This is a genomic window from Streptomyces sp. NPDC045846 (genome assembly GCF_056431605.1).
The window spans coordinates 219250-235835 of record NZ_JBWKKJ010000006.1; the positions used below are offsets into that span (position 1 = coordinate 219250).

Here is a 16586-nt window from a genome sequence, read left to right on the forward strand (position 1 = left end):
GGTCCCCCTAATCCACTAGCGGAACCCCTCCAGGTGAGCCCACAGCGTGTCACGACAACTGCATTTATGCAGTGGGGTAGTTGAAAGTTTCTCGGCCGGGCGAGGTCACAGTCCGGTTACGGGGGAAAAGTTGCACAGGAATCTCAGCAGATCATGGCGCGGAGGGCAGAATTCCGCGCCGTTGCAGTTCCTTCACAACCTGCTGAGTCAGCTCCTGGGTCTGGCCGAGGGTCAGCTCCGGGGCGGTCACGCTTGCGGCGTCGTTGATGATCTGCCTGACCTCTTCGGACATCTCCGCAAGCGACGGCCGGTTGATCTTCGCTCCATGGATCAGCTCGGTGCCGTCGAGGAGCTTGATCGAGTCTGCGCCGCTCAAGACGGCATGACAGGAGCCGGGGAGGAATTCGAACCCGTTCTCGATCTTCGTGTAGGTGAGGTCGCTCACCGGTCGCGCTGCCTCGACGTTCCTGTACGGCATGTGCGACAGCCCGCAGGCCTCGGCGGCTTTCTCCTTGCTGGAGTAGCCGAGCGCGACGCGCCGCTGCCTCACGAGTGCAGCGAGGAGCTGCAGGTGGGGGGTGTTGCTGTCCTGGGGGGCGGCCATGCTCACCATCATCGCAGCTACGTCTAGCTACCGCTAGGAACACCTAGAACCCTGGCCGGAATCAGACCTTTGGCCAGAGGTTTCGAGCGACTAAACTAGAAGAATCAAGAGGTAAATAGAAGTTACCTGCCGGTACCTCTAGAAACCGCTATATGCGCCCGCTAGATTCTCTCCATGGAAAGACCCCCAGCCACCACCTACCTGGTGAACGGGGCGGCACTCCGAACACGCCGCATGGAGCTCGGCATGGATCTCGCCGAGTGCGCCGCGCAAGCCGGCATCAGCAGGCCGTACCTCAACCAGCTGGAGCTCGGCCACCGCCGACGCCTGAGACCCCCCACGTACACGGCGCTCCGCACCGCCCTACAGCTCGACCCCACCGACCACCGGCTCCTCGCCCTACATGAGGACCCGCACCGGAAGGAGTGACATGGCAGCCCTCAAGGCACCCCCCGCCAAGCCCGTCCTGGAGAACTTCTACACAGTCTCCCAGGCGGCGGTCCGCCTCGGTCTTCGCGACAAGGACGATCCGTCAAAGAAGGGGGAGAAGTGGCTCCGCGACGGAGTCAACCGAAAGCCCGAGGACGGCACGCCGTTCCCCTGCACCCGCATGGCGGGACAGCTGATGTTCAGCGACAGCGATCTCTTCTGGATCGCGGAGAACGGCCGAAACCGGCGGTCCAAGCGCACCGGACGCAAGCGCACCTGGAGCACTCGGCGACGCAGCCCGGCCATCGCTTCAGAATCCCCCGCCGACGTAGACCGGCCCGCCGCCTAGAGCGGCAAAACGGCCCGCCGCCGGGCTGCGACCTCCGGCGACGAGCCCGAGCACCACATCCCTGCTCACGCAATCACCTGCATGAGAGAGCGAGACGCTCGTGAACCAATCATCTCCTACCCCATCTTCAACAGGACCTGTCGCTGTCGGTGCTTTCAAGGCCGGTTTCCTCCCGCCGCGGATCCTGTCGGCTCTGCTGGAGCTGGACGACGCGGAGCGTGAGCTGCGCCGCTTCCGTGGCCCGTTGCTGTCGGTCGAGGACCAGGGCGACCGCGAGACGGTCTTGGCCCGGCATGCCGCCGCGGACAAGGTCCTGCACTCGGTGCCGTCGATGACCCGCTCGACGACGGGCGGCCTGTCATGAGTATCTCGACCACTCGCGAGTTCAAGCAGCTGGTCACGGCGATCGATCGTGACATCCCTGCCGATGCGGCATCCGACCTGCTGGCCGCTTTCTATGATGCGGTTCGCGCCGAGGTCGCCGCCGACCTTCACCGCGCCGACCTGCCGGCGTTCGCGCCGGGCGAGTCCCCGGAGCTGGTCGCCCGGATGGTGCGGGCCGTGGATGTCCGGCTGGCCCGTGACGGCGCTGGAGCTCCCTGCGCCGTGGAGGCCGAGCAGCTCTGCCGGTGCGGCCACTCGCAGGCTCGACACATCGACCCGCCCGGAACTCCCGTCTGCATGGCTTGTCCCGGCGACGACGACCGCTCGTGGCGCCACCCCTTCACTGCGGACGGCGGTGACCAGCGATGACCGAGCCCCTGACCGCCCGCGCCGCGCAGATCCGATTGGCGCAGTACGGCGAGCGCACGAAGACCTGGTCCACCGCGACCTACGACGACGGCACCGAGAAGGCGCTGCACGGGATCGCGCTGGCGTTGAGCGCCGAAGTGGACCGGCAGCGTGCCCGCCTGGATGCGGTGCTGGACATCTGTGACCGCGAAGAGCGCAACGCGATGCGCTGGGAGAACCCGATCCCGGTCCCCGATTGGGTCGCGCCCGTCCAGCGGGCCGCCCTCGGAGATGTCGGGAGGGCCGAGTGATGGCGACTCCCACGAATCCGATCGAGCGCCTGGACGTGACGGCCTCCCGCCTGGAGGAGGACCTGCGGGCCCTCGTCGCCCGGCAGCGGGCGCAGCGTCTGGCCGAGGGTGTCGCCGCCGAGGCGCACCACCTCATCGACTTCAGCGACCACGCCTTTGAGCGGCTCGCGGTCGACCACCCGGAGGCGTGCTCCAGCGCCGCCGACTATCCCAACTGGCAGCCCGGAGGGGCGTCATGAACGATCCGCAACTGGCCGCCGTGTACCGCGAGGCCGCGCAGGTGATCCGCACGAACGGGCACTGCAAGAACTGGTACCACGACTTCTACGCCGAACTCTCGCCGTGCAAGTCCCGGGTGTGCACCGTGGGCGCCCTCTCGCTCGTCGTGACGGGGAGCCCTGTTCCGCCGGAGTCCCTCGACGGCGTCTTCGGCGAGGTGATCGCGGACCTGTCGCAGCGTGTCGTGTCCGCGACCGAAGACAGCAATCCGTTGGAGCGGATCGCGGACTGGAACGACCAGCCCGACCGCACCCCGGCAGAAGTGATCGCCACGTTCGAGTCGGCCGCCCTGGCGGTGGCGTCATGACCAAGACCCGCATCATCGGCCCGATCGGGGTCGACCTCGGTGACGGCCTCGTCACCGCCGCCTACTGCCTGGCGCCGAATCCCTACGCCGCCCTGCACATCGGCAGCGCCGCCAGCGTCTATGCCCGCCCCGGGACCGCTGACCCGGCCACGCTGCGGGACATCTCCCAGAAGAGTGCCGAGATCGCGGACTGGCTGGAGCAGCAGACCGCGAAGGCAGGTGAGCTCGATGCAGCTTAAGCCGATGGTTCGTGCGGCTGAGGAAGTCGAGCAGGCCCTCATTGCCATCGACCTCGACTACCTGGCCGTCTATGGCCCCGACATGCGGGTTTGGTCGAAGGGCGTGCGCGGCGAGTTCCTCGAAGTCGAGGCGTCCCGGCGGCGGGTGGCCAGCGAGATCCACCCGTCCCGGCCGCAGAAGTCCTCGGCCGGCCGCCGTCGTCGTCACGTGAAGCAACTGTCCTGGCGGATCGGCCGCCTGGTCCCGGGAGTGCGGCTCGTGTTCGTGACGCCGGTGCTGGGCGCGGACGGTAGCGACCGGCTGGTCGTGACGGTCGCCCGGAACGCTTGGGGCGAGCGGCTGCCGGTCTCGGTCGATGCGCGCCGCCAGCTCGTGGCGTGGCTACAGGGTGCGTTCCCGACCGCCGACTGGACGCAGGCCCAGACGTGGCGGGCCGACGCCAACGAGCTGTCGCCGTGGGAGCCGCCCCACTCGATGCCGGTCATCCCGGCCAAGGCGGTGGCCGCATGAGCACCGACCTGGAGCGTGAGCTGCGCGACTGCAAGGCACTGCTCGCCGCGCTGACCGACCGGCTGGAGCACCTCCAGCGGGCCAACGAGAACACGTACATCGAGGCCTATGAGGCCCACGGCGAACCGCACTTCTGCTCCAGCCTGCCGTTCGGAAGCGACCCGAAGCAGGTGACGGCATGAGTGCCCTCGACATCGCCGTGGCCCGGTCCAAGGGATCGCAGAAGCGGGAGCTGTTCATGCTGGCCTATTCCTCCGGCCGGTCGTGTGGGGAGAAGGGCGGCGACGACGCCGGGTTCATCCGGTCGCTGACCGACCCCGAGGCAGTCGCCGGGTTCATTGAGGGCCTCGCCTCGTGGCGGGCCCAGACCGCACAGCCCCGCGACTACGTGCCGTACAGGGCTACCCGGAAGGAGCGGGGTCATGGCGGGTGTTGAGCGTGGCCGGTTCCTCGGCTGGATCGTCCGGGGTGTGCCGCTGACTCGGTTCGAGCCGAAGCAGTTGCGGGCGGCGGCGGTTCATGTCGCGGACCGGGTGGCCGCCCGCCATCCGCACGAACTGGACGAGCTGATGCCGCGCCTTGCGGGGCGGCAGCTCGCCCAGGACCCGGCCGTCAAAGCGGAGCTCCTCGACCTCCTCGACGTGCTCGGCCTGACGCCGGAGAGGCGGGAAGCCGCATGAAACCTTCGGACTATCCGCAGTTGTTCGCCGAGGCCCGAGAGGGTTCCCCGTTCTCCAACAGCAGCCAGGGCTGCGGATGGATGGCGAACTGGTGCGACCGGTGCATCCACGACAAGCCCGCCCGCAACGGTAACGACGGGAACGGTTGCCCGCTGATCCTCGTCGCCCTGATGAACCGCACCCCGATCCAGTGGCTCGCCGAGACCGAAGAGCAGGCCGTCTACGCGGACTACCACTGCATCGAGTTCCGGGACGAGAACGAGGGGCCGTTCGAGCCCCAGCCCGTCCCTGACCCGCCCGGGCAGCTGTCGTTGGCGCCGCGTGCCGACGACTTCGAGGGGGTGCGGACGCTGACGCCGCTGACGCCCGAACCGGCCCATGCGGCCAACCGCTTCGTCACGCAGGCGCTGGCCCTGATGGCCGTCTGCTTCACCACCGGTACCGCCCTGATCTGGGCAGGCCGACGACTCTCTGGGGGGACCCGATGAACGACTTCGAGATGACGGCCTTCGAGCCGTTCGCAATCACCAACTCTCCGTCCACGACGCTGTACCGCGACGGTAGCTACCGCAGCGACAGGGAATACCTGGACGCGGCGGGTGCCCGCTGGGTGTACGTCGGCATGTGCGACGGCGACCCGCTATGGCGCCGCGAGGGCGAACAGACCGCGTGGAACATCACGACTGTCGTTGACCAGTTCGGCCCGCTCGCCGAAGCAGCCCGCTGCGACGACTGTGACGGGACCGTACAGGCCGTCTCCATCGGCCTCGGATGTGCCTGCTGCATCAACCAGAACGTGGCACGTTCCCGCTGCACCTGCGGCCCGAAGGTCGGTGAGCGCGATGACGACTGACCTCACCGCAGAGATCCGCCGCCTCCAGGGCGAGCTCCAGGCAGTCCACGCCGAGTTGAGCATCCGCGAACGGCAGCTCACACGGCTCGACGCCGAGAACACCCGGCTCCGCCAGGAGAACGACGACCTCAGCATCGGCCGCGGCATCGCCGATGGTCCCCGCCGCCAGCCCACCGACGTGCTCGACGTGGCACCGGACCTAACGGCCGCCCTCGCCCGGCACGAGGTGATCGCGTGAGCGGGTTCTGGATCCGTATCGACCCTCGCGGCTGTGTCGTGGGCTCCGTGTACGCCTCCGTCGTGGGCGACCTTGCCGAGGACGCACACAAGGAGTTCACGCCGAAGGTCGCCGATCGGCGCCGTGAAGCATCTGAGGGCTACCGGCATGAGCGTGTCGAGCGTCCCGAGTGGCAGCGCCGGGCCCGGCCCTGCCTGCACGGCGAATGCCGCCACTACGGCGGGCGCGAGGTGGTCGCATGACCGCCAACCCGTGGCCGACGATCGCCTGGACCGCAGCCCTGATCGCCGCCTTCGGCTACCTGATGGTCGTCGGCCAGCACGTCAGCGACCGCCGCCGGGCCCGCGAGGAGGCCGCCCGCCGAGCTCGTATCAACCAGCGGATCGCCGCCGAACGCAACCCGGCACGCCGCGCCGCCTGGCGAACCATCCGCGACAACACCTACGAGGAGGAGCAGTGGTGACCATGACGAAAGCACCCGAAACCCTGCTCGCCGACGTCGTCGACAAGGCCTACGAGGTGATCGAGGCCAACGGCTTCCACCGGTTCTGGCTGTACGACGAAAAGCAGGCCGCAGGCGGCACCCCGCTGCGGGACTGCCGAGTCGACCTGTTCGGCGCGATCAACATCGCCGTCCACGGAACGCCGCGCTACGTCGGCGGCAGCAACCTCGTCGCCCAGACGGAACGCGAAGTGACCGCTGACTGCGGCATGGTCTCCCTCGCCGCCTGGATGACCGTCAAAGGTCGCAGCAAGCGCGACGCGCTCGCCCTCCTGCAGCGGACTGCGACACGGCTCCGGACGGAGGCGGCCAAATGACCATCGCCGCCAGCATCCGCCGAGCCCGGCACGCCGGCCGGACACCCGCCCAGCTGAAGGACACGATCGCGCAGCTCCTTGCCGACAACCGGACCGTCACCGCCGCGAACGCCGACCTGGAATGCGCCCTCTACAAGGCGCTGCAGAACTCGCTGCGAGACGGGATGCGCATCGCCCAGGCCGAGGCCGAACGGGATGCCGCTGTCACTGAAGTTCGGCGGCTGCAGGGCAAGGTGATCCGCGCCGCCGCCGAGCAGACCCGCCTGCGCGAGGCCGTCATCCAGGCTCGACCCCGAATCACCCAGGTGCCGTGCGAGATGGTCCGCCCGTACTCGCCCGAGGTCGTCCTGCCCTACGTCTCCCCGGTGCCGCACCGCGACCCCAGGAACGAAGACACGCAGAACATCGCGCTCATCGACCTGCCGCCGAGCTTCGCCTGACCCCCATCTGCTCCCGCCGTGCCGCGGTGTACGCGCCCACGGCCCGGCGGGCCACCACCTCGAAGGACCCTCGTGAATTCCTGGCATCACGCCCAGTCCTCCGCCCGCAAGTGGGGCGGCGAACCCGACCTCTACCTTCCGATCCACGAGTTCATCGACAGCTCGAAGCGGATCATCGGCGACGTCCGGCACCGGTCGCTGTACCACCACACCGAAGGCGTCTGGCTCTGCCAGCGGATCTTCGGCGTCACCCTCGACGTCCCGAAGGCGCGGCACACCATCCAGGTTCCCGTCCGCCTCGTCGCTGAGCAGCACGTTCTCGAAGACCTCGGCTGGCTCCCCTCACCGGCGGACTTCATCGACGGCATGCCCATCAAGCCCTGGATGTCCGGCAGCCAGCGCAAGACCGTCCCGCTCTCCCACCTGCTCCTCAACGCGCCCGGAGGCGTCAAGTGACGAACCGTAACTTCCTCGGCATTCCCGTCGACGGCGACTACACGCAGGGTGCCACCCGTACCGATCAGAAGCCGATCGAAGAGTTCCGGCCCATCCTTCAAGCCGTCCTCGACGACCCGACCGTGGTCGAGTTTGGGTGGCGGCAGTACACGCCCTACTTCAACGACGGCGACCCTTGCACATTCAGTGCCTACGGACTCTGGGTTCGCACCACGGACGACGCAGACGCCGATGAGGATGACCTGGAGATGTGGGGTCACCGCAGCCTGGGCAAGGTCTCCGGCCACCGCGACGACGCCATCGGCGAGTGGGTCAAGGATCCGTATGAGGGTCCTGACGAGGCGCGCTACCTCCGGTGCAAGGAGCTTGAAGGAGCAGTCGAGGGCGGCCACTTCGAGACCGTCCTCCTCGACGCCTTCGGCGATCACGCCAACATCACGGTCCGGCGGGACGGCATCCACGTCGAGTTCTACGACCACGACTGATGGCCTGCATCTAGTCCGCCCATAAACCGGCAGCCGTCGAGCTCCCCCCCTTGCTCCGGCTGCCAGCCGAGGGACCGTCGCCCCGACACCCCCCTGCGGGAGCGGCGGCCCCCGGCACCCTCATCCCTTTTGGAGCGACACATGAGTACCGAGAACATCACCGATCCGATCGTGGCCAACGCGGCACAGGCCGAGGGCATGGACCAGGCCGTCACCGGCACCGATCCCGAGTGGGCCGCGCAGTGCCAGAAGGCCATTGCCCTGGCCGCCAGCCTCCAACTCCCCTTCCAGGCAGCCGACCTCGTCGCCGCCGGACTCGTCGGCAAGCCCCGCCACCCCAACCACTGGGGTCCGCAGTTCGCCATCGCTCACCGCGAGGGCGTCATCACCCCGCACGGCTACGCCCCGTCCAAGCGGGCCACGGTCCGCAACTCCGCCTGCCGAACCTGGATCGGTGCCTGATGCTCCACTTCCTCCACACCGTCGCCCTCATCACCGCGAACGTCATCGTCCTCGCCGTCCCGTTCGCTGCCCTTGTCGGCGCCGCCTGGCTGATCGTCGCCACCGTCCGGCACCGCATCCGCGTCGCAGCCTGGCGCCGCGCTTTCCGCGAGCAGGCCCGCTCCGCCCGCCCACTGCACGTGGCCGAGCCCACCGACGAAGCCTTCGAAGCCGAGCTCGCCGCCCTGCTTAACCGTGAGGAGGAACGGTGAGCGCCGATCCCGGGCGGACCTTCACCGTCACGCTCCCCATCGGGCTCCGTCTGTTCACGTCGAACCAGCGCCTCCACTGGCGCACCCGCGCGAAGGTCACCAAAGCCATCCGCGGCGCGGCCATGGAAGCCGCGTTCGGCCTCCCCGAACTCCAGCGAGCCCACATCACCGCCGTCCTGCACCCGCACGACAAGCGCCGCCGCGACCCCGCCAACTGGTACCCCGCAGTCAAAGCAGCCGTCGACGGGATCGTCGACGCCGGCGTCCTCGAAGACGACGACGCCACCCGCCTCATCGGACCCGACATGCGGCTCGGCCCCGTCGTCCGCGGCACCCAACTCGTCCTGCACATCCAGGAAGTGGCCTCATGACGATCACCTTCACCGACATCTTCTGCGGCGCCGGCGGATCATCCAGCGGCCTGGTCGCAGCCGGATACGAACTCAAGCTGGCAGCAAACCACTGGGCCCGCGCCATCGAGACACACGCCGCAAACCACCCCACCGCTGATCACCTGTGCGCCGACGTCAACAACTACGACATGCGGCGCCTGCCCCGCACCGACATCCTGTGGGCCTCACCGATCTGCACTGAGATCAGCCCGGCCGGAGGCCGCAAGCGCACCAAGGGGCAACTGTCCCTCCTCGACCACGGATCGGTTCCCGACGCCGCCTGGGAACGGACCCGAGCAACCGCCTACGACGTCATCCGGGCCACCGAAGTCCACCGCTACAAGGCCGTTCTGTGCGAGAACGTCGTCGAGTTCGCCCTGGACTGGGAACTGTTCAGCTGGTGGCGCAAGGGCATGGAGATGCTCGGCTACAACTCCCAAGTCGTATCAGCCTCCTCCGCGCATATCGGCAGCGGCACAAACCCCCACGCCCCGCAGTGGCGTGACCGGATTTACATCGTGTTCACCCGCCACGGCATCCCGCTGCCCGACCTGGCTCCCCGCCCGCTCGCACACTGCGCCGCATGCGGCCATGACGTCCCGGCCGTGCAGACGTGGCGCAACGGCCGCAAGATCGGCAAGTACAAGCAGCAGTACGACTACCGCTGCCCCAACACCGCCTGCCGTCACGCTCTCGTCGAGCCGTACATCAGGCCCGCCGCCTCCATCATCGACTGGTCGAACACCGGCAGCCGCATTGGTGATCGGTCGAGGCCGCTCGCCGAGAACACCATGAAACGAATCCGTGCCGGTCTCGCGCTGTTTCCCGAGACCCGGACCGTTCTGACCGTCAACCACTCCGGTCACGACGGCCGCCCCTTCCCCGCCGACCGGGCGCCGCTGCCATCGCGCACCGTAAAGATCGGCGAGGGGCTGCTGGTGCCGTCCGGCGGAACGTGGAACACCACGGCCACCAGCACCGGAGAGCCGATGCGGACCCGCATGGCGAACCCTAAAGGGTTCGAGGCACTGGTCGCTTCGCCGTTCGTGATCGAGTTCCGGCGCAACGCGACCGCAGAGTCCGTCGAACGCCCCCTTGCCACGGTCACCGCTGGCGGTAACCACCACGGCCTCGTCATCCCGTTCCGCAACGCGGCAGCGAAGACAGCCGCCGAGCCCACGCCAACCGAGGTGCCTGAGGTCGAGGACTGCTTCTTCCGCATGGTCCAACCACGCGAACAACTCCTCGCTCAGCGCTTCCCCAACGACTATGTCGTGCTCGGCAACAAGGGCGAACAGACCATGCAGGCGGGGAACGCGGTGTCCTGCAACGTCGCCCAGTGGGTCGGCGAACGCGTCCTGGAGGCGATCGCGTGATCGCGACCGGTTCCGACGAAGTCGGCCAGGCCCTCGCCGCACGCGTCGGCGAACTCATCATCGACGCCGCCCACAACGCACCCCGCTCCCTGCAGAAGCGCATCGGCCCGTCCGAGGTCGGCGACCCCTGCGAACGCAAGCTCACCTTCAAGCTGCTGGACTGGCCGGCCACCGCCAAAGGCGGCGACCCGATCGCCTCCGTACTGGGCACCGGCTTCCACGGCTGGATGGAAGAAGTCTTCACCGCCCGCAACACGGAAGGCCGCTACAAGGTCGAAGAGCGGGTCACCGTCAGGCCGAGCCCGATCGACGCGGCCGTCATCCAGGGCTCCTCGGACCTGTACGACCGGGCCAGCGGCACCGTCTTCGACTGGAAACTGGTGGGCACGTCCAGCCTGGACACCTACCGGCGCAAGGGCCCCGGCCCCCAGTACCGCACCCAAGCCCACCTGTACGGGCTCGGCCAGGAGAACGCCGGCGAGCACCCGCAACGCGTCGCGATCGTCTTCGTCGCCCGCTACCACGAGCTGCGGATTCACGTGTGGACCGAGCCGTATGACCGTCAGGTCGCGCTCGACGCGCTGGACCGGCTGGACCGCATCCGTGAGCACATCACCGCCTCCGGTGACGCCCACGCCCCCTACGACCACGCCTGGTGGTCCCAGATCCCCACGAGCGAAGAGGCCAAGTGCCGCTTCTGCGAGTGGTTCAAGCCCGGCTCGACGGACCTGTCCGCCGGTTGCCCGGGCGTCGTGAAGCCGTCCACCCGGACCGGCTTCGAATCCCTCATCGCATAACAGCCAAGGAGCACACAGCAATGAGCACTCCCGTGAACGCCAACGACTTCCTCATGGGCGGCGGCGGAGCCCCCTCCGCCAAGTTCGCCACCGTCGGCACCACCTACAGCGGCCGGATCACCGAGCAGCCCACCGTCGAGCAGCAGCGCGACTTCACCACCGGCAACCCCAAGTTCTGGGACGACGGCAACCCGATGATGCAGCTGGTCGTCACCATCCAGACCGCCGAGCGCGACCCGTCCGTCGAGGACGACAGCGGCAAGCGGCGCCTGTACGTCAAGGGCCAACTCAAGAGCGCCGTCCAGGACGCCGTCAGGGCGGCCAACGCCCGCGGCCTGGAGGTCGGCGGCACCCTGACCGTCACCTACACCCACGACGGCCAGCCGAAGAAGGCCGGGTTCAACCCGCCGAAGCTGTTCAACGCCCAGTACGTCCCGGCCGCCGTCGCCGAACTGCACGCCCCAGAACCGCAGCAGCTCCCGGCCGGAGTAAACCCGCAGACCGGCGAGATCACCAGCCCCGCCCCGGCCGCCGCGCCCGCGGCACTGGACCCGAACGACCCCGCCGTCAGGGCGCTCCTCGCCCAGCTGCAGGGCGGACAGGCCCCGGCCCCCGTACAGGGCGGAACACCGCCGTTCTAGCCGCTCCATCAGCCCGTCCGGAGCCGTGACCGGCAGCCGGCGCCCCAGGTGCGATGCCCGGGGCGGGCACTGCGCCAGCTTCCGCACGATGCAAGGAGACCGCCTTGAGCACCGAGCCACCGCAGGACACCGCCAGCGCCGCCCGCGCCTGGCATGCGGCCGGCGTCGCCGTCGTGCCCGTCGCGACCGACGGCACCAAGCGGCCCCTCGGGGGCTGGCGCCAGTACCAGAAGCAGGCCGCCCCGCATGAGCAGATCGACGCCTGGTTCGGCAGCGGCCACCCGGGCATCGGCGTGATCTGCGGTGCCGTGTCCGGCGGCCTCGAAATGCTTGAGTTCGAAGGCCGGGCGGTCCAGGAGAACATCCTCGGCGACTTCAGCGAGATCGCCCACGCCTCCGGGCTCGGCGACCTGTGGCAGCGCCTCACCACGGGATACCTGGAGCGGTCCCCATCCGGTGGGATCCACCTCCTGTACCGCGTCGAGGGCCGGCCGGTGCCCGGCAACACCAAACTGGCCCGCCGCCCCGCCCGCGAGGACGAACTCAGCGACGCCGAGCGCAAGGTGCTCGCCGACAAGCCGGGCAAGGTCTTCATCCGTGACCTGGTCGAGACCCGCGGCGAGGGCGGCTTCGTCGTCGTCGCCCCTTCACACGGGCCGGTGCACGAGACCGGCCGTTCCTACGACCTGCTCGCCGGGACCGCAGGCGTGGTGCCGGTCATCGATGCCGATGAGCACGAGGCGCTGCACACGATGGCCCGCATGCTCGACACCGTCGCCGCCCCCTCAAACAATCTTGAAAAAGAGGAACAGGACTACATCGACCCTGCCCAGGAAGCCTTCTTCCGGGCCGGACCGAGCAGTGATGAGGGCCTGAAGCCGGGCGAGGACTTCGAGCAGCGCACCGACTGGACGCACATCCTTGAGCCCCACGGCTGGAGCCTGCTCGGCTCGCGCGGGCGGACCCGCTACTGGCAGCGCCCCGGCAAAAGCCGCGGGATCTCCGCCACCACCGGGCACGCCGACGACCGCGACCGCCTGTTCGTGTTCTCCTCCAGCACCGAGTTCGACCCCGAGCGTCCGTACACCAAGTTCGGCGCCTACGCCCTGCTGGAACACGGCGGCAACCACAGTGAGGCAGCCCGCTCCCTCAAACGGCAGGGATACGGCAGCCAGCCCACCACCCGCCACCTCACGGCCGTTCCGGCCCAGCGCGACAGCCCAGCTGCCGTACCGCCGGTCGACGGCACCGCGGCCCTCAAGCCCCAGCGGCGCGCGCCGACCTCGAACTGCACGTGGCCGGAGTCGTTCACCGACGATGGCAACGCCCTCCTCTTCGTCGACACCTACGGCGAGCACCTGCGGTACGTGCCGCAGCGCGGCAACTGGCTGATCTGGCAGGACCATCGATGGGCGTGGGACGAGGGCGGCCTGGTCGTCGAACTCGCCCGCGACATGATCCGCGACCTGGACCCGGGCCGCTTCGCCGACAACGAGGAACTGGAGAAGGCGGCCCGCAAGCACAAGGCCTCCAGCCTTTCCCGCGACAAGGTCAACGCCGCGATCCACCTGGCGCGCACCGACCGGCGCGTCGTCGCATCCGCCACCGAACTCGACGCCGCAGCCCGCCACCTCAACACTCCCGGCGGCATCGTCGACCTGACCGCCGGAACCCTCAGCCCGTCCGACCCGGCCGCCCTGCACACCCGCTCCACCCTCGTCGCCCCCGACCCTGACATGCCCACCCCCCGCTGGAACGCCTTCCTCGCCGACACCTTCGGCGGCGACCTGGAGATGACCGGCTTCGTACAGCGTCTGGCGGGCTACTCCGCATCCGCCGACACCGGCATCCACGTCCTGCCCTTCCTCCACGGCGGCGGCCAGAACGGCAAGTCCGTCCTCATGGACGCCCTGCGTCAGCTGCTCGGCGACTACGCGGCCACCGCCCCGGCCGGGTTCCTGATGGCGGGCAAGCAGGAGCACTCAGAGGAAATGGCCCGCCTGCAAGGGCTGCGCCTGGTGGTGGCCTCGGAGGTCAACCAGGACGCCAAGTTCGACGAGGCGAAGCTGAAGGAGCTCACCGGCGGGGACACGCTGACCGCCCGCTACATGCGCCAGTCGTTTTTCTCGTTCGAGCCGACCCATCACCTGTGGCTGATGGGCAATCACCAGCCGCAGGTCAAGGCGGGCGGGGATTCGTTCTGGCGGCGGCTGAGACTGCTGCCGTTCCTGCACAAGGTCCCCGACGACAAGAAGATCGAGAACCTGGCGAAGATCCTCGTCGCCGAAGAGGGTCCCGGGATCCTCGCCTGGATTGTGGCCGGTGCTGTCGACGTGTTCGGCGGCGGCCTGCGCCCGCCTGCCGCCGTCATGGCCGCAACCCAGTTGTACGCGGAGGAGGAGGACCAGCTGGGCCGCTTTTTGGAGGAGTGCTGCCTGCTCGGCGGCGGCGAGCACGTCAAGGTCGAGACCAAAAGGCTGCGTTCCGCTTACGAGAACTGGTGTCACGCCGAGGGCGAGAAGCCGCTCTCCTCCTCGCCGTTCGGCCGGGAGATCAAGCAGCGTGGGGTGGTCCGGAAGCCGTCGAACGGAAAGCACTTCTATCTCGGTCTCGCGCTGATCGCTCCCGACGAGGATGACCGCCGCTGGGGGGATCAGTGATGGCTGCCCGATACAGGCAGTGCATACAGCAGTGCAAGCAAAGTGCATACAGAAGTGCAAGCAAAAAAGTGCTGTCTTCGCAGGTCAGCATGGGTGCAGTGCATACAGTGCATACAGATTCCCATAACCGCCTACATGCGCGCGCAGGCGCATGTGAGCAGCCGCCTATGTCGGAAGTTGCTTGCACTGTATGCACTGCCCCCGCCTGGCCTGCGGCGTGTCCGCTTTGTACCTGCACTGCGTGCTTGCACTTGCCTGCACTTCTGCATGCACTGCCGGACGTGAAACGGTGCAAACCGGGTGAAGCGCGGTGAGCACCGCGAAGAAGTCGCCGCCGGTGTGGCTCGACACGTCCCGGCCGACGAGCGACCGCCCTCGTACCGCCAACTGCCCCTGGTGCCGTGCCCCTGTACTCACCGCCCTCGTCGGCAACCCGTGCGGCCTCAACGTCCGCGCCGATCCCGTTCCGCTTGACCTCCGTACCGAGCTCGACGCACGCCTCGCGGGCCGGTTCACGTACTGCCTGCGGCTGCACCCGCTGCTGCCGCCGCGCCTGATCCACCGCAGCCCCGAGCACATCGCCGCCGGCCGCTGCACCCACCTCGTCATCGCCGACCACCAGTGCACGGCAACCGCGCCACCCGACATTCCGGCCCAACTGGCCGGACCCGACCGTCTCTTCTGAACCCTGGGGGTATTGATCATGGCCCGACCGCTCCGCTCCACCGTCCGTCACGGCATGGCTTCCTGCGCCCGGTACGGGTGCGACCGCCCCGAGTGCCGCCGCGCCAACCAGGACGCCATCAACGCCAGTCACCGCCGTGTACGCCAGGGAGTGCGCGCCTCAGTGCCTGCGCAGCCCGCAGCCGACCACGCCCGGTGGCTTGTGACCCGCGGCATGCCCGCCAAGGAGATCGCCGCCATCGCAGGACTGTCCACCACGTCGGTCACCAACCTGATCGCGGGCCGACGCCAGCGCATCTACGCGGACACCGCGCAGGCCGTCCTCGGCGTCAAGCCCGCCGCGCGACGCCGGCTGCCAGACGCCGACGGACTCGTGCCGTCCGTAGCGTCGGCCCGCCAGTTGCAAGCGCTCACCCGCCAGGGCCACACCCTGGACGTCCTGGCCCGCGAGACCGGCCTGTCCCGCGAAACGGTGAGCGCTGTCCGCAGCGGACGCCGGCCCCGCATCTACCTCAGTGCTGCCGCCGCCATCGCCGCGACCTACAGCGACATGTGGGCAGCCGATCCGGTTGCACGAGGCGCTTCGTTCGGGGGCGCGGCCAGGGCCCGCAGCTATGCCATCCGGCGCGGCTGGGTCCCGCTCGCCGCCTGGGACGAGAACGAGCTGCACAGCCACCGTGCCCGGCCCAAGGGCGTTCTGGAAGAAGCCGTCGGACGCGGCACCTTCCTCACCGCCGCATGACCACCCACCCCGAGAAGGAGCACGACATGACCCCCAGCCCTCTGCGCAAGCAACTCGCCGACGCCATACGCCCGCACTACATGGTCTTCCCGGCTGGCGCGAGCGACGACGACCTTCAGGTCTGCATCTGCGGCCAGTGGCGCGAGACGTACCCGATGACCGCCGAGGATCGCGAGCGGGACTGGGCCAGCCACATGGCTGACGTCGTCCTCGCCGTCCTCCACGCCTACCGCCCCGCCGCCTGATCTGCCCGCCGTGCCACGACAACCGCCGTGGCCACCCAATCCGCACCGAACGGAGACCCTCAATGACCAACGAGCCCGCGCCTGGCCGCCGTATCGAGTTCGTCGGCTACGGCGGCACCACCACCCCGTACCCCGGCGTCATCACCGGCATCGCCGACACCGGAGCGCTCCTCGTCCGCCTCGACGGAACCCGCTCCAACCTGCACATCGACCCGGATCGGCTGCCTGCCTACAAGGAGCTGCGCCTCCTGGACGAGACCGGGCCGGTGCCGGAACTGCCGATAGGCCGGTTCCGCCCGACGGCCGCCGACATGGCGGGCGTATACGCGGGCGTCCCGGTGGCCGAGTTCGAGGACGGCGACATCGTGCTCCTCACCCCGGACGCCGACGCGGCGCGCGCCGCCCTGGCCGCCTACGCGACCGCCATGGACTTGGAGGTGGCGTTCATGCCCGTCGAGCGGATGACGGCCCGCTGGGTGGTCTTCGACTGGGAGCCGGAGGGCGCCGACTACCCGTGGCTCATGAACTTCGCCACCGAGGACGCCCGCATGGCCCTGCGTGTCCACTATCTGCCGGCCTGACCCGCCGCCCACCGAAGGAGAAC

General features: G+C 68.9%; 32 protein-coding genes. 31 read left to right on the forward strand and 1 reads right to left on the reverse strand.

Annotated features, from left to right (window positions below; translation table 11 throughout):
- Positions 1–151: 151 nt before the first annotated feature.
- Complete coding sequence (locus tag AC07F3_RS18530; RefSeq protein WP_479115302.1) at positions 152–604, reverse strand: hypothetical protein; 453 nt, start codon at positions 602–604, stop codon at positions 152–154.
- A gap of 174 nt (positions 605–778) precedes the next feature.
- On the opposite strand from AC07F3_RS18530, the gene AC07F3_RS18535 reads away from it, so the two are divergent.
- From AC07F3_RS18535 to AC07F3_RS18685, 31 genes are all read left to right on the forward strand, one after another.
- Entirely contained in the window at positions 779–1033 is a 255-nt protein-coding gene (locus tag AC07F3_RS18535) for a helix-turn-helix domain-containing protein (RefSeq protein ID WP_479115304.1), read from the forward strand.
- A gap of 1 nt (position 1034) precedes the next feature.
- Positions 1035–1382, forward strand: a complete 348-nt coding sequence (locus AC07F3_RS18540) for a hypothetical protein (protein WP_479115306.1) — start codon at positions 1035–1037, stop codon at positions 1380–1382.
- 360 nt (positions 1383–1742) lie between these two features.
- Positions 1743–2135, forward strand: coding sequence for a hypothetical protein (locus tag AC07F3_RS18545; RefSeq protein ID WP_479115308.1), 393 nt, complete (start codon positions 1743–1745; stop codon positions 2133–2135).
- A complete protein-coding gene (locus AC07F3_RS18550) occupies positions 2132–2425 on the forward strand; it encodes a hypothetical protein (RefSeq protein WP_479115310.1) in 294 nt (97 codons plus the stop codon). Before AC07F3_RS18545 ends, AC07F3_RS18550 begins: the two co-directional genes overlap by 4 nt.
- Complete coding sequence (locus tag AC07F3_RS18555; protein ID WP_479115312.1) at positions 2425–2664, forward strand: hypothetical protein; 240 nt, start codon at positions 2425–2427, stop codon at positions 2662–2664. The genes AC07F3_RS18550 and AC07F3_RS18555 overlap by 1 nt, the downstream gene beginning before the upstream one ends.
- Positions 2661–3011 carry a DUF6197 family protein gene (locus AC07F3_RS18560; protein ID WP_479115313.1) on the forward strand — a complete coding sequence of 117 codons (351 nt, stop codon included), beginning with the start codon at positions 2661–2663 and terminating at the stop codon, positions 3009–3011. The genes AC07F3_RS18555 and AC07F3_RS18560 overlap by 4 nt, the downstream gene beginning before the upstream one ends.
- The gene (locus AC07F3_RS18565; RefSeq protein WP_479115315.1) at positions 3008–3250 is read left to right on the forward strand and encodes a hypothetical protein; all 243 of its coding nucleotides are present in this window, start codon (positions 3008–3010) and stop codon (positions 3248–3250) included. The genes AC07F3_RS18560 and AC07F3_RS18565 overlap by 4 nt, the downstream gene beginning before the upstream one ends.
- Entirely contained in the window at positions 3240–3761 is a 522-nt protein-coding gene (locus AC07F3_RS18570; RefSeq protein WP_479115317.1) for a hypothetical protein, read from the forward strand. The genes AC07F3_RS18565 and AC07F3_RS18570 overlap by 11 nt, the downstream gene beginning before the upstream one ends.
- A complete protein-coding gene (locus tag AC07F3_RS18575; RefSeq protein WP_479115319.1) occupies positions 3758–3943 on the forward strand; it encodes a hypothetical protein in 186 nt (61 codons plus the stop codon). Before AC07F3_RS18570 ends, AC07F3_RS18575 begins: the two co-directional genes overlap by 4 nt.
- A complete protein-coding gene (locus AC07F3_RS18580; protein WP_479115320.1) occupies positions 3940–4197 on the forward strand; it encodes a hypothetical protein in 258 nt (85 codons plus the stop codon). The genes AC07F3_RS18575 and AC07F3_RS18580 overlap by 4 nt, the downstream gene beginning before the upstream one ends.
- Positions 4184–4441 (forward strand): hypothetical protein, encoded by a 258-nt coding sequence (locus AC07F3_RS18585; protein ID WP_479115322.1) that lies wholly within the window; start codon positions 4184–4186, stop codon positions 4439–4441. Before AC07F3_RS18580 ends, AC07F3_RS18585 begins: the two co-directional genes overlap by 14 nt.
- Entirely contained in the window at positions 4438–4929 is a 492-nt protein-coding gene (locus AC07F3_RS18590) for a hypothetical protein (protein WP_479115324.1), read from the forward strand. Before AC07F3_RS18585 ends, AC07F3_RS18590 begins: the two co-directional genes overlap by 4 nt.
- Complete coding sequence (locus tag AC07F3_RS18595; RefSeq protein ID WP_479115326.1) at positions 4926–5294, forward strand: hypothetical protein; 369 nt, start codon at positions 4926–4928, stop codon at positions 5292–5294. Before AC07F3_RS18590 ends, AC07F3_RS18595 begins: the two co-directional genes overlap by 4 nt.
- Positions 5284–5532 carry a hypothetical protein gene (locus AC07F3_RS18600; RefSeq protein ID WP_479115328.1) on the forward strand — a complete coding sequence of 83 codons (249 nt, stop codon included), beginning with the start codon at positions 5284–5286 and terminating at the stop codon, positions 5530–5532. Before AC07F3_RS18595 ends, AC07F3_RS18600 begins: the two co-directional genes overlap by 11 nt.
- On the forward strand, positions 5529–5774 hold the full coding sequence (locus AC07F3_RS18605; RefSeq protein WP_479115330.1) for a hypothetical protein: 246 nt from the start codon (positions 5529–5531) through the stop codon (positions 5772–5774). The genes AC07F3_RS18600 and AC07F3_RS18605 overlap by 4 nt, the downstream gene beginning before the upstream one ends.
- Positions 5771–5995: a hypothetical protein gene (locus tag AC07F3_RS18610; RefSeq protein WP_479115331.1), complete on the forward strand. Its 225-nt coding sequence runs from the start codon at positions 5771–5773 to the stop codon at positions 5993–5995. Before AC07F3_RS18605 ends, AC07F3_RS18610 begins: the two co-directional genes overlap by 4 nt.
- Before the next feature lie 2 nt (positions 5996–5997).
- Complete coding sequence (locus AC07F3_RS18615) at positions 5998–6351, forward strand: DUF6197 family protein (RefSeq protein ID WP_479115333.1); 354 nt, start codon at positions 5998–6000, stop codon at positions 6349–6351.
- A complete protein-coding gene (locus tag AC07F3_RS18620) occupies positions 6348–6791 on the forward strand; it encodes a hypothetical protein (RefSeq protein ID WP_479115335.1) in 444 nt (147 codons plus the stop codon). The genes AC07F3_RS18615 and AC07F3_RS18620 overlap by 4 nt, the downstream gene beginning before the upstream one ends.
- Before the next feature lie 72 nt (positions 6792–6863).
- Positions 6864–7247 carry a DUF6915 family protein gene (locus tag AC07F3_RS18625; protein WP_479115337.1) on the forward strand — a complete coding sequence of 128 codons (384 nt, stop codon included), beginning with the start codon at positions 6864–6866 and terminating at the stop codon, positions 7245–7247.
- Positions 7244–7732 (forward strand): hypothetical protein, encoded by a 489-nt coding sequence (locus AC07F3_RS18630; protein WP_479115339.1) that lies wholly within the window; start codon positions 7244–7246, stop codon positions 7730–7732. Before AC07F3_RS18625 ends, AC07F3_RS18630 begins: the two co-directional genes overlap by 4 nt.
- A gap of 141 nt (positions 7733–7873) precedes the next feature.
- Positions 7874–8194: a hypothetical protein gene (locus AC07F3_RS18635; protein ID WP_479115341.1), complete on the forward strand. Its 321-nt coding sequence runs from the start codon at positions 7874–7876 to the stop codon at positions 8192–8194.
- Positions 8194–8445, forward strand: coding sequence for a hypothetical protein (locus tag AC07F3_RS18640; protein ID WP_479115343.1), 252 nt, complete (start codon positions 8194–8196; stop codon positions 8443–8445). The genes AC07F3_RS18635 and AC07F3_RS18640 overlap by 1 nt, the downstream gene beginning before the upstream one ends.
- On the forward strand, positions 8442–8816 hold the full coding sequence (locus AC07F3_RS18645; protein WP_479115345.1) for a RusA family crossover junction endodeoxyribonuclease: 375 nt from the start codon (positions 8442–8444) through the stop codon (positions 8814–8816). Before AC07F3_RS18640 ends, AC07F3_RS18645 begins: the two co-directional genes overlap by 4 nt.
- Positions 8813–10213: a DNA cytosine methyltransferase gene (locus AC07F3_RS18650; protein WP_479115347.1), complete on the forward strand. Its 1401-nt coding sequence runs from the start codon at positions 8813–8815 to the stop codon at positions 10211–10213. Before AC07F3_RS18645 ends, AC07F3_RS18650 begins: the two co-directional genes overlap by 4 nt.
- Complete coding sequence (locus AC07F3_RS18655) at positions 10210–11010, forward strand: PD-(D/E)XK nuclease family protein (RefSeq protein WP_479115349.1); 801 nt, start codon at positions 10210–10212, stop codon at positions 11008–11010. Before AC07F3_RS18650 ends, AC07F3_RS18655 begins: the two co-directional genes overlap by 4 nt.
- A 20-nt stretch (positions 11011–11030) precedes the next feature.
- Positions 11031–11651, forward strand: a complete 621-nt coding sequence (locus tag AC07F3_RS18660) for a hypothetical protein (RefSeq protein WP_479115351.1) — start codon at positions 11031–11033, stop codon at positions 11649–11651.
- 104 nt (positions 11652–11755) lie between these two features.
- Positions 11756–14311 (forward strand): phage/plasmid primase, P4 family, encoded by a 2556-nt coding sequence (locus tag AC07F3_RS18665; protein WP_479115353.1) that lies wholly within the window; start codon positions 11756–11758, stop codon positions 14309–14311.
- A gap of 310 nt (positions 14312–14621) precedes the next feature.
- A complete protein-coding gene (locus AC07F3_RS18670; RefSeq protein WP_479115355.1) occupies positions 14622–14996 on the forward strand; it encodes a hypothetical protein in 375 nt (124 codons plus the stop codon).
- 18 nt (positions 14997–15014) lie between these two features.
- On the forward strand, positions 15015–15737 hold the full coding sequence (locus AC07F3_RS18675) for a helix-turn-helix domain-containing protein (protein ID WP_479115357.1): 723 nt from the start codon (positions 15015–15017) through the stop codon (positions 15735–15737).
- A 26-nt stretch (positions 15738–15763) separates the two neighbouring features.
- Entirely contained in the window at positions 15764–15982 is a 219-nt protein-coding gene (locus AC07F3_RS18680) for a hypothetical protein (RefSeq protein WP_479115358.1), read from the forward strand.
- A gap of 62 nt (positions 15983–16044) precedes the next feature.
- Complete coding sequence (locus tag AC07F3_RS18685; protein WP_479115360.1) at positions 16045–16563, forward strand: hypothetical protein; 519 nt, start codon at positions 16045–16047, stop codon at positions 16561–16563.
- Positions 16564–16586: the final 23 nt, after the last annotated feature.

Bases quoted from the DNA above. Each gene is read 5' to 3' on its own strand.
- AC07F3_RS18530 (WP_479115302.1), bottom strand. From the start codon at position 604: ATGGCCGCCCCCCAGGACAGCAACACCCCCCACCTGCAGCTCCTCGCT.
- AC07F3_RS18535 (WP_479115304.1), top strand. From the start codon at position 779: ATGGAAAGACCCCCAGCCACCACCTACCTGGTGAACGGGGCGGCACTC.
- AC07F3_RS18540 (WP_479115306.1), top strand. From the start codon at position 1,035: ATGGCAGCCCTCAAGGCACCCCCCGCCAAGCCCGTCCTGGAGAACTTC.
- AC07F3_RS18545 (WP_479115308.1), top strand. From the start codon at position 1,743: ATGAGTATCTCGACCACTCGCGAGTTCAAGCAGCTGGTCACGGCGATC.
- AC07F3_RS18550 (WP_479115310.1), top strand. From the start codon at position 2,132: ATGACCGAGCCCCTGACCGCCCGCGCCGCGCAGATCCGATTGGCGCAG.
- AC07F3_RS18555 (WP_479115312.1), top strand. From the start codon at position 2,425: ATGGCGACTCCCACGAATCCGATCGAGCGCCTGGACGTGACGGCCTCC.
- AC07F3_RS18560 (WP_479115313.1), top strand. From the start codon at position 2,661: ATGAACGATCCGCAACTGGCCGCCGTGTACCGCGAGGCCGCGCAGGTG.
- AC07F3_RS18565 (WP_479115315.1), top strand. From the start codon at position 3,008: ATGACCAAGACCCGCATCATCGGCCCGATCGGGGTCGACCTCGGTGAC.
- AC07F3_RS18570 (WP_479115317.1), top strand. From the start codon at position 3,240: ATGCAGCTTAAGCCGATGGTTCGTGCGGCTGAGGAAGTCGAGCAGGCC.
- AC07F3_RS18575 (WP_479115319.1), top strand. From the start codon at position 3,758: ATGAGCACCGACCTGGAGCGTGAGCTGCGCGACTGCAAGGCACTGCTC.
- AC07F3_RS18580 (WP_479115320.1), top strand. From the start codon at position 3,940: ATGAGTGCCCTCGACATCGCCGTGGCCCGGTCCAAGGGATCGCAGAAG.
- AC07F3_RS18585 (WP_479115322.1), top strand. From the start codon at position 4,184: ATGGCGGGTGTTGAGCGTGGCCGGTTCCTCGGCTGGATCGTCCGGGGT.
- AC07F3_RS18590 (WP_479115324.1), top strand. From the start codon at position 4,438: ATGAAACCTTCGGACTATCCGCAGTTGTTCGCCGAGGCCCGAGAGGGT.
- AC07F3_RS18595 (WP_479115326.1), top strand. From the start codon at position 4,926: ATGAACGACTTCGAGATGACGGCCTTCGAGCCGTTCGCAATCACCAAC.
- AC07F3_RS18600 (WP_479115328.1), top strand. From the start codon at position 5,284: ATGACGACTGACCTCACCGCAGAGATCCGCCGCCTCCAGGGCGAGCTC.
- AC07F3_RS18610 (WP_479115331.1), top strand. From the start codon at position 5,771: ATGACCGCCAACCCGTGGCCGACGATCGCCTGGACCGCAGCCCTGATC.
- AC07F3_RS18615 (WP_479115333.1), top strand. From the start codon at position 5,998: ATGACGAAAGCACCCGAAACCCTGCTCGCCGACGTCGTCGACAAGGCC.
- AC07F3_RS18620 (WP_479115335.1), top strand. From the start codon at position 6,348: ATGACCATCGCCGCCAGCATCCGCCGAGCCCGGCACGCCGGCCGGACA.
- AC07F3_RS18635 (WP_479115341.1), top strand. From the start codon at position 7,874: ATGAGTACCGAGAACATCACCGATCCGATCGTGGCCAACGCGGCACAG.
- AC07F3_RS18640 (WP_479115343.1), top strand. From the start codon at position 8,194: ATGCTCCACTTCCTCCACACCGTCGCCCTCATCACCGCGAACGTCATC.
- AC07F3_RS18650 (WP_479115347.1), top strand. From the start codon at position 8,813: ATGACGATCACCTTCACCGACATCTTCTGCGGCGCCGGCGGATCATCC.
- AC07F3_RS18660 (WP_479115351.1), top strand. From the start codon at position 11,031: ATGAGCACTCCCGTGAACGCCAACGACTTCCTCATGGGCGGCGGCGGA.
- AC07F3_RS18675 (WP_479115357.1), top strand. From the start codon at position 15,015: ATGGCCCGACCGCTCCGCTCCACCGTCCGTCACGGCATGGCTTCCTGC.
- AC07F3_RS18680 (WP_479115358.1), top strand. From the start codon at position 15,764: ATGACCCCCAGCCCTCTGCGCAAGCAACTCGCCGACGCCATACGCCCG.
- AC07F3_RS18685 (WP_479115360.1), top strand. From the start codon at position 16,045: ATGACCAACGAGCCCGCGCCTGGCCGCCGTATCGAGTTCGTCGGCTAC.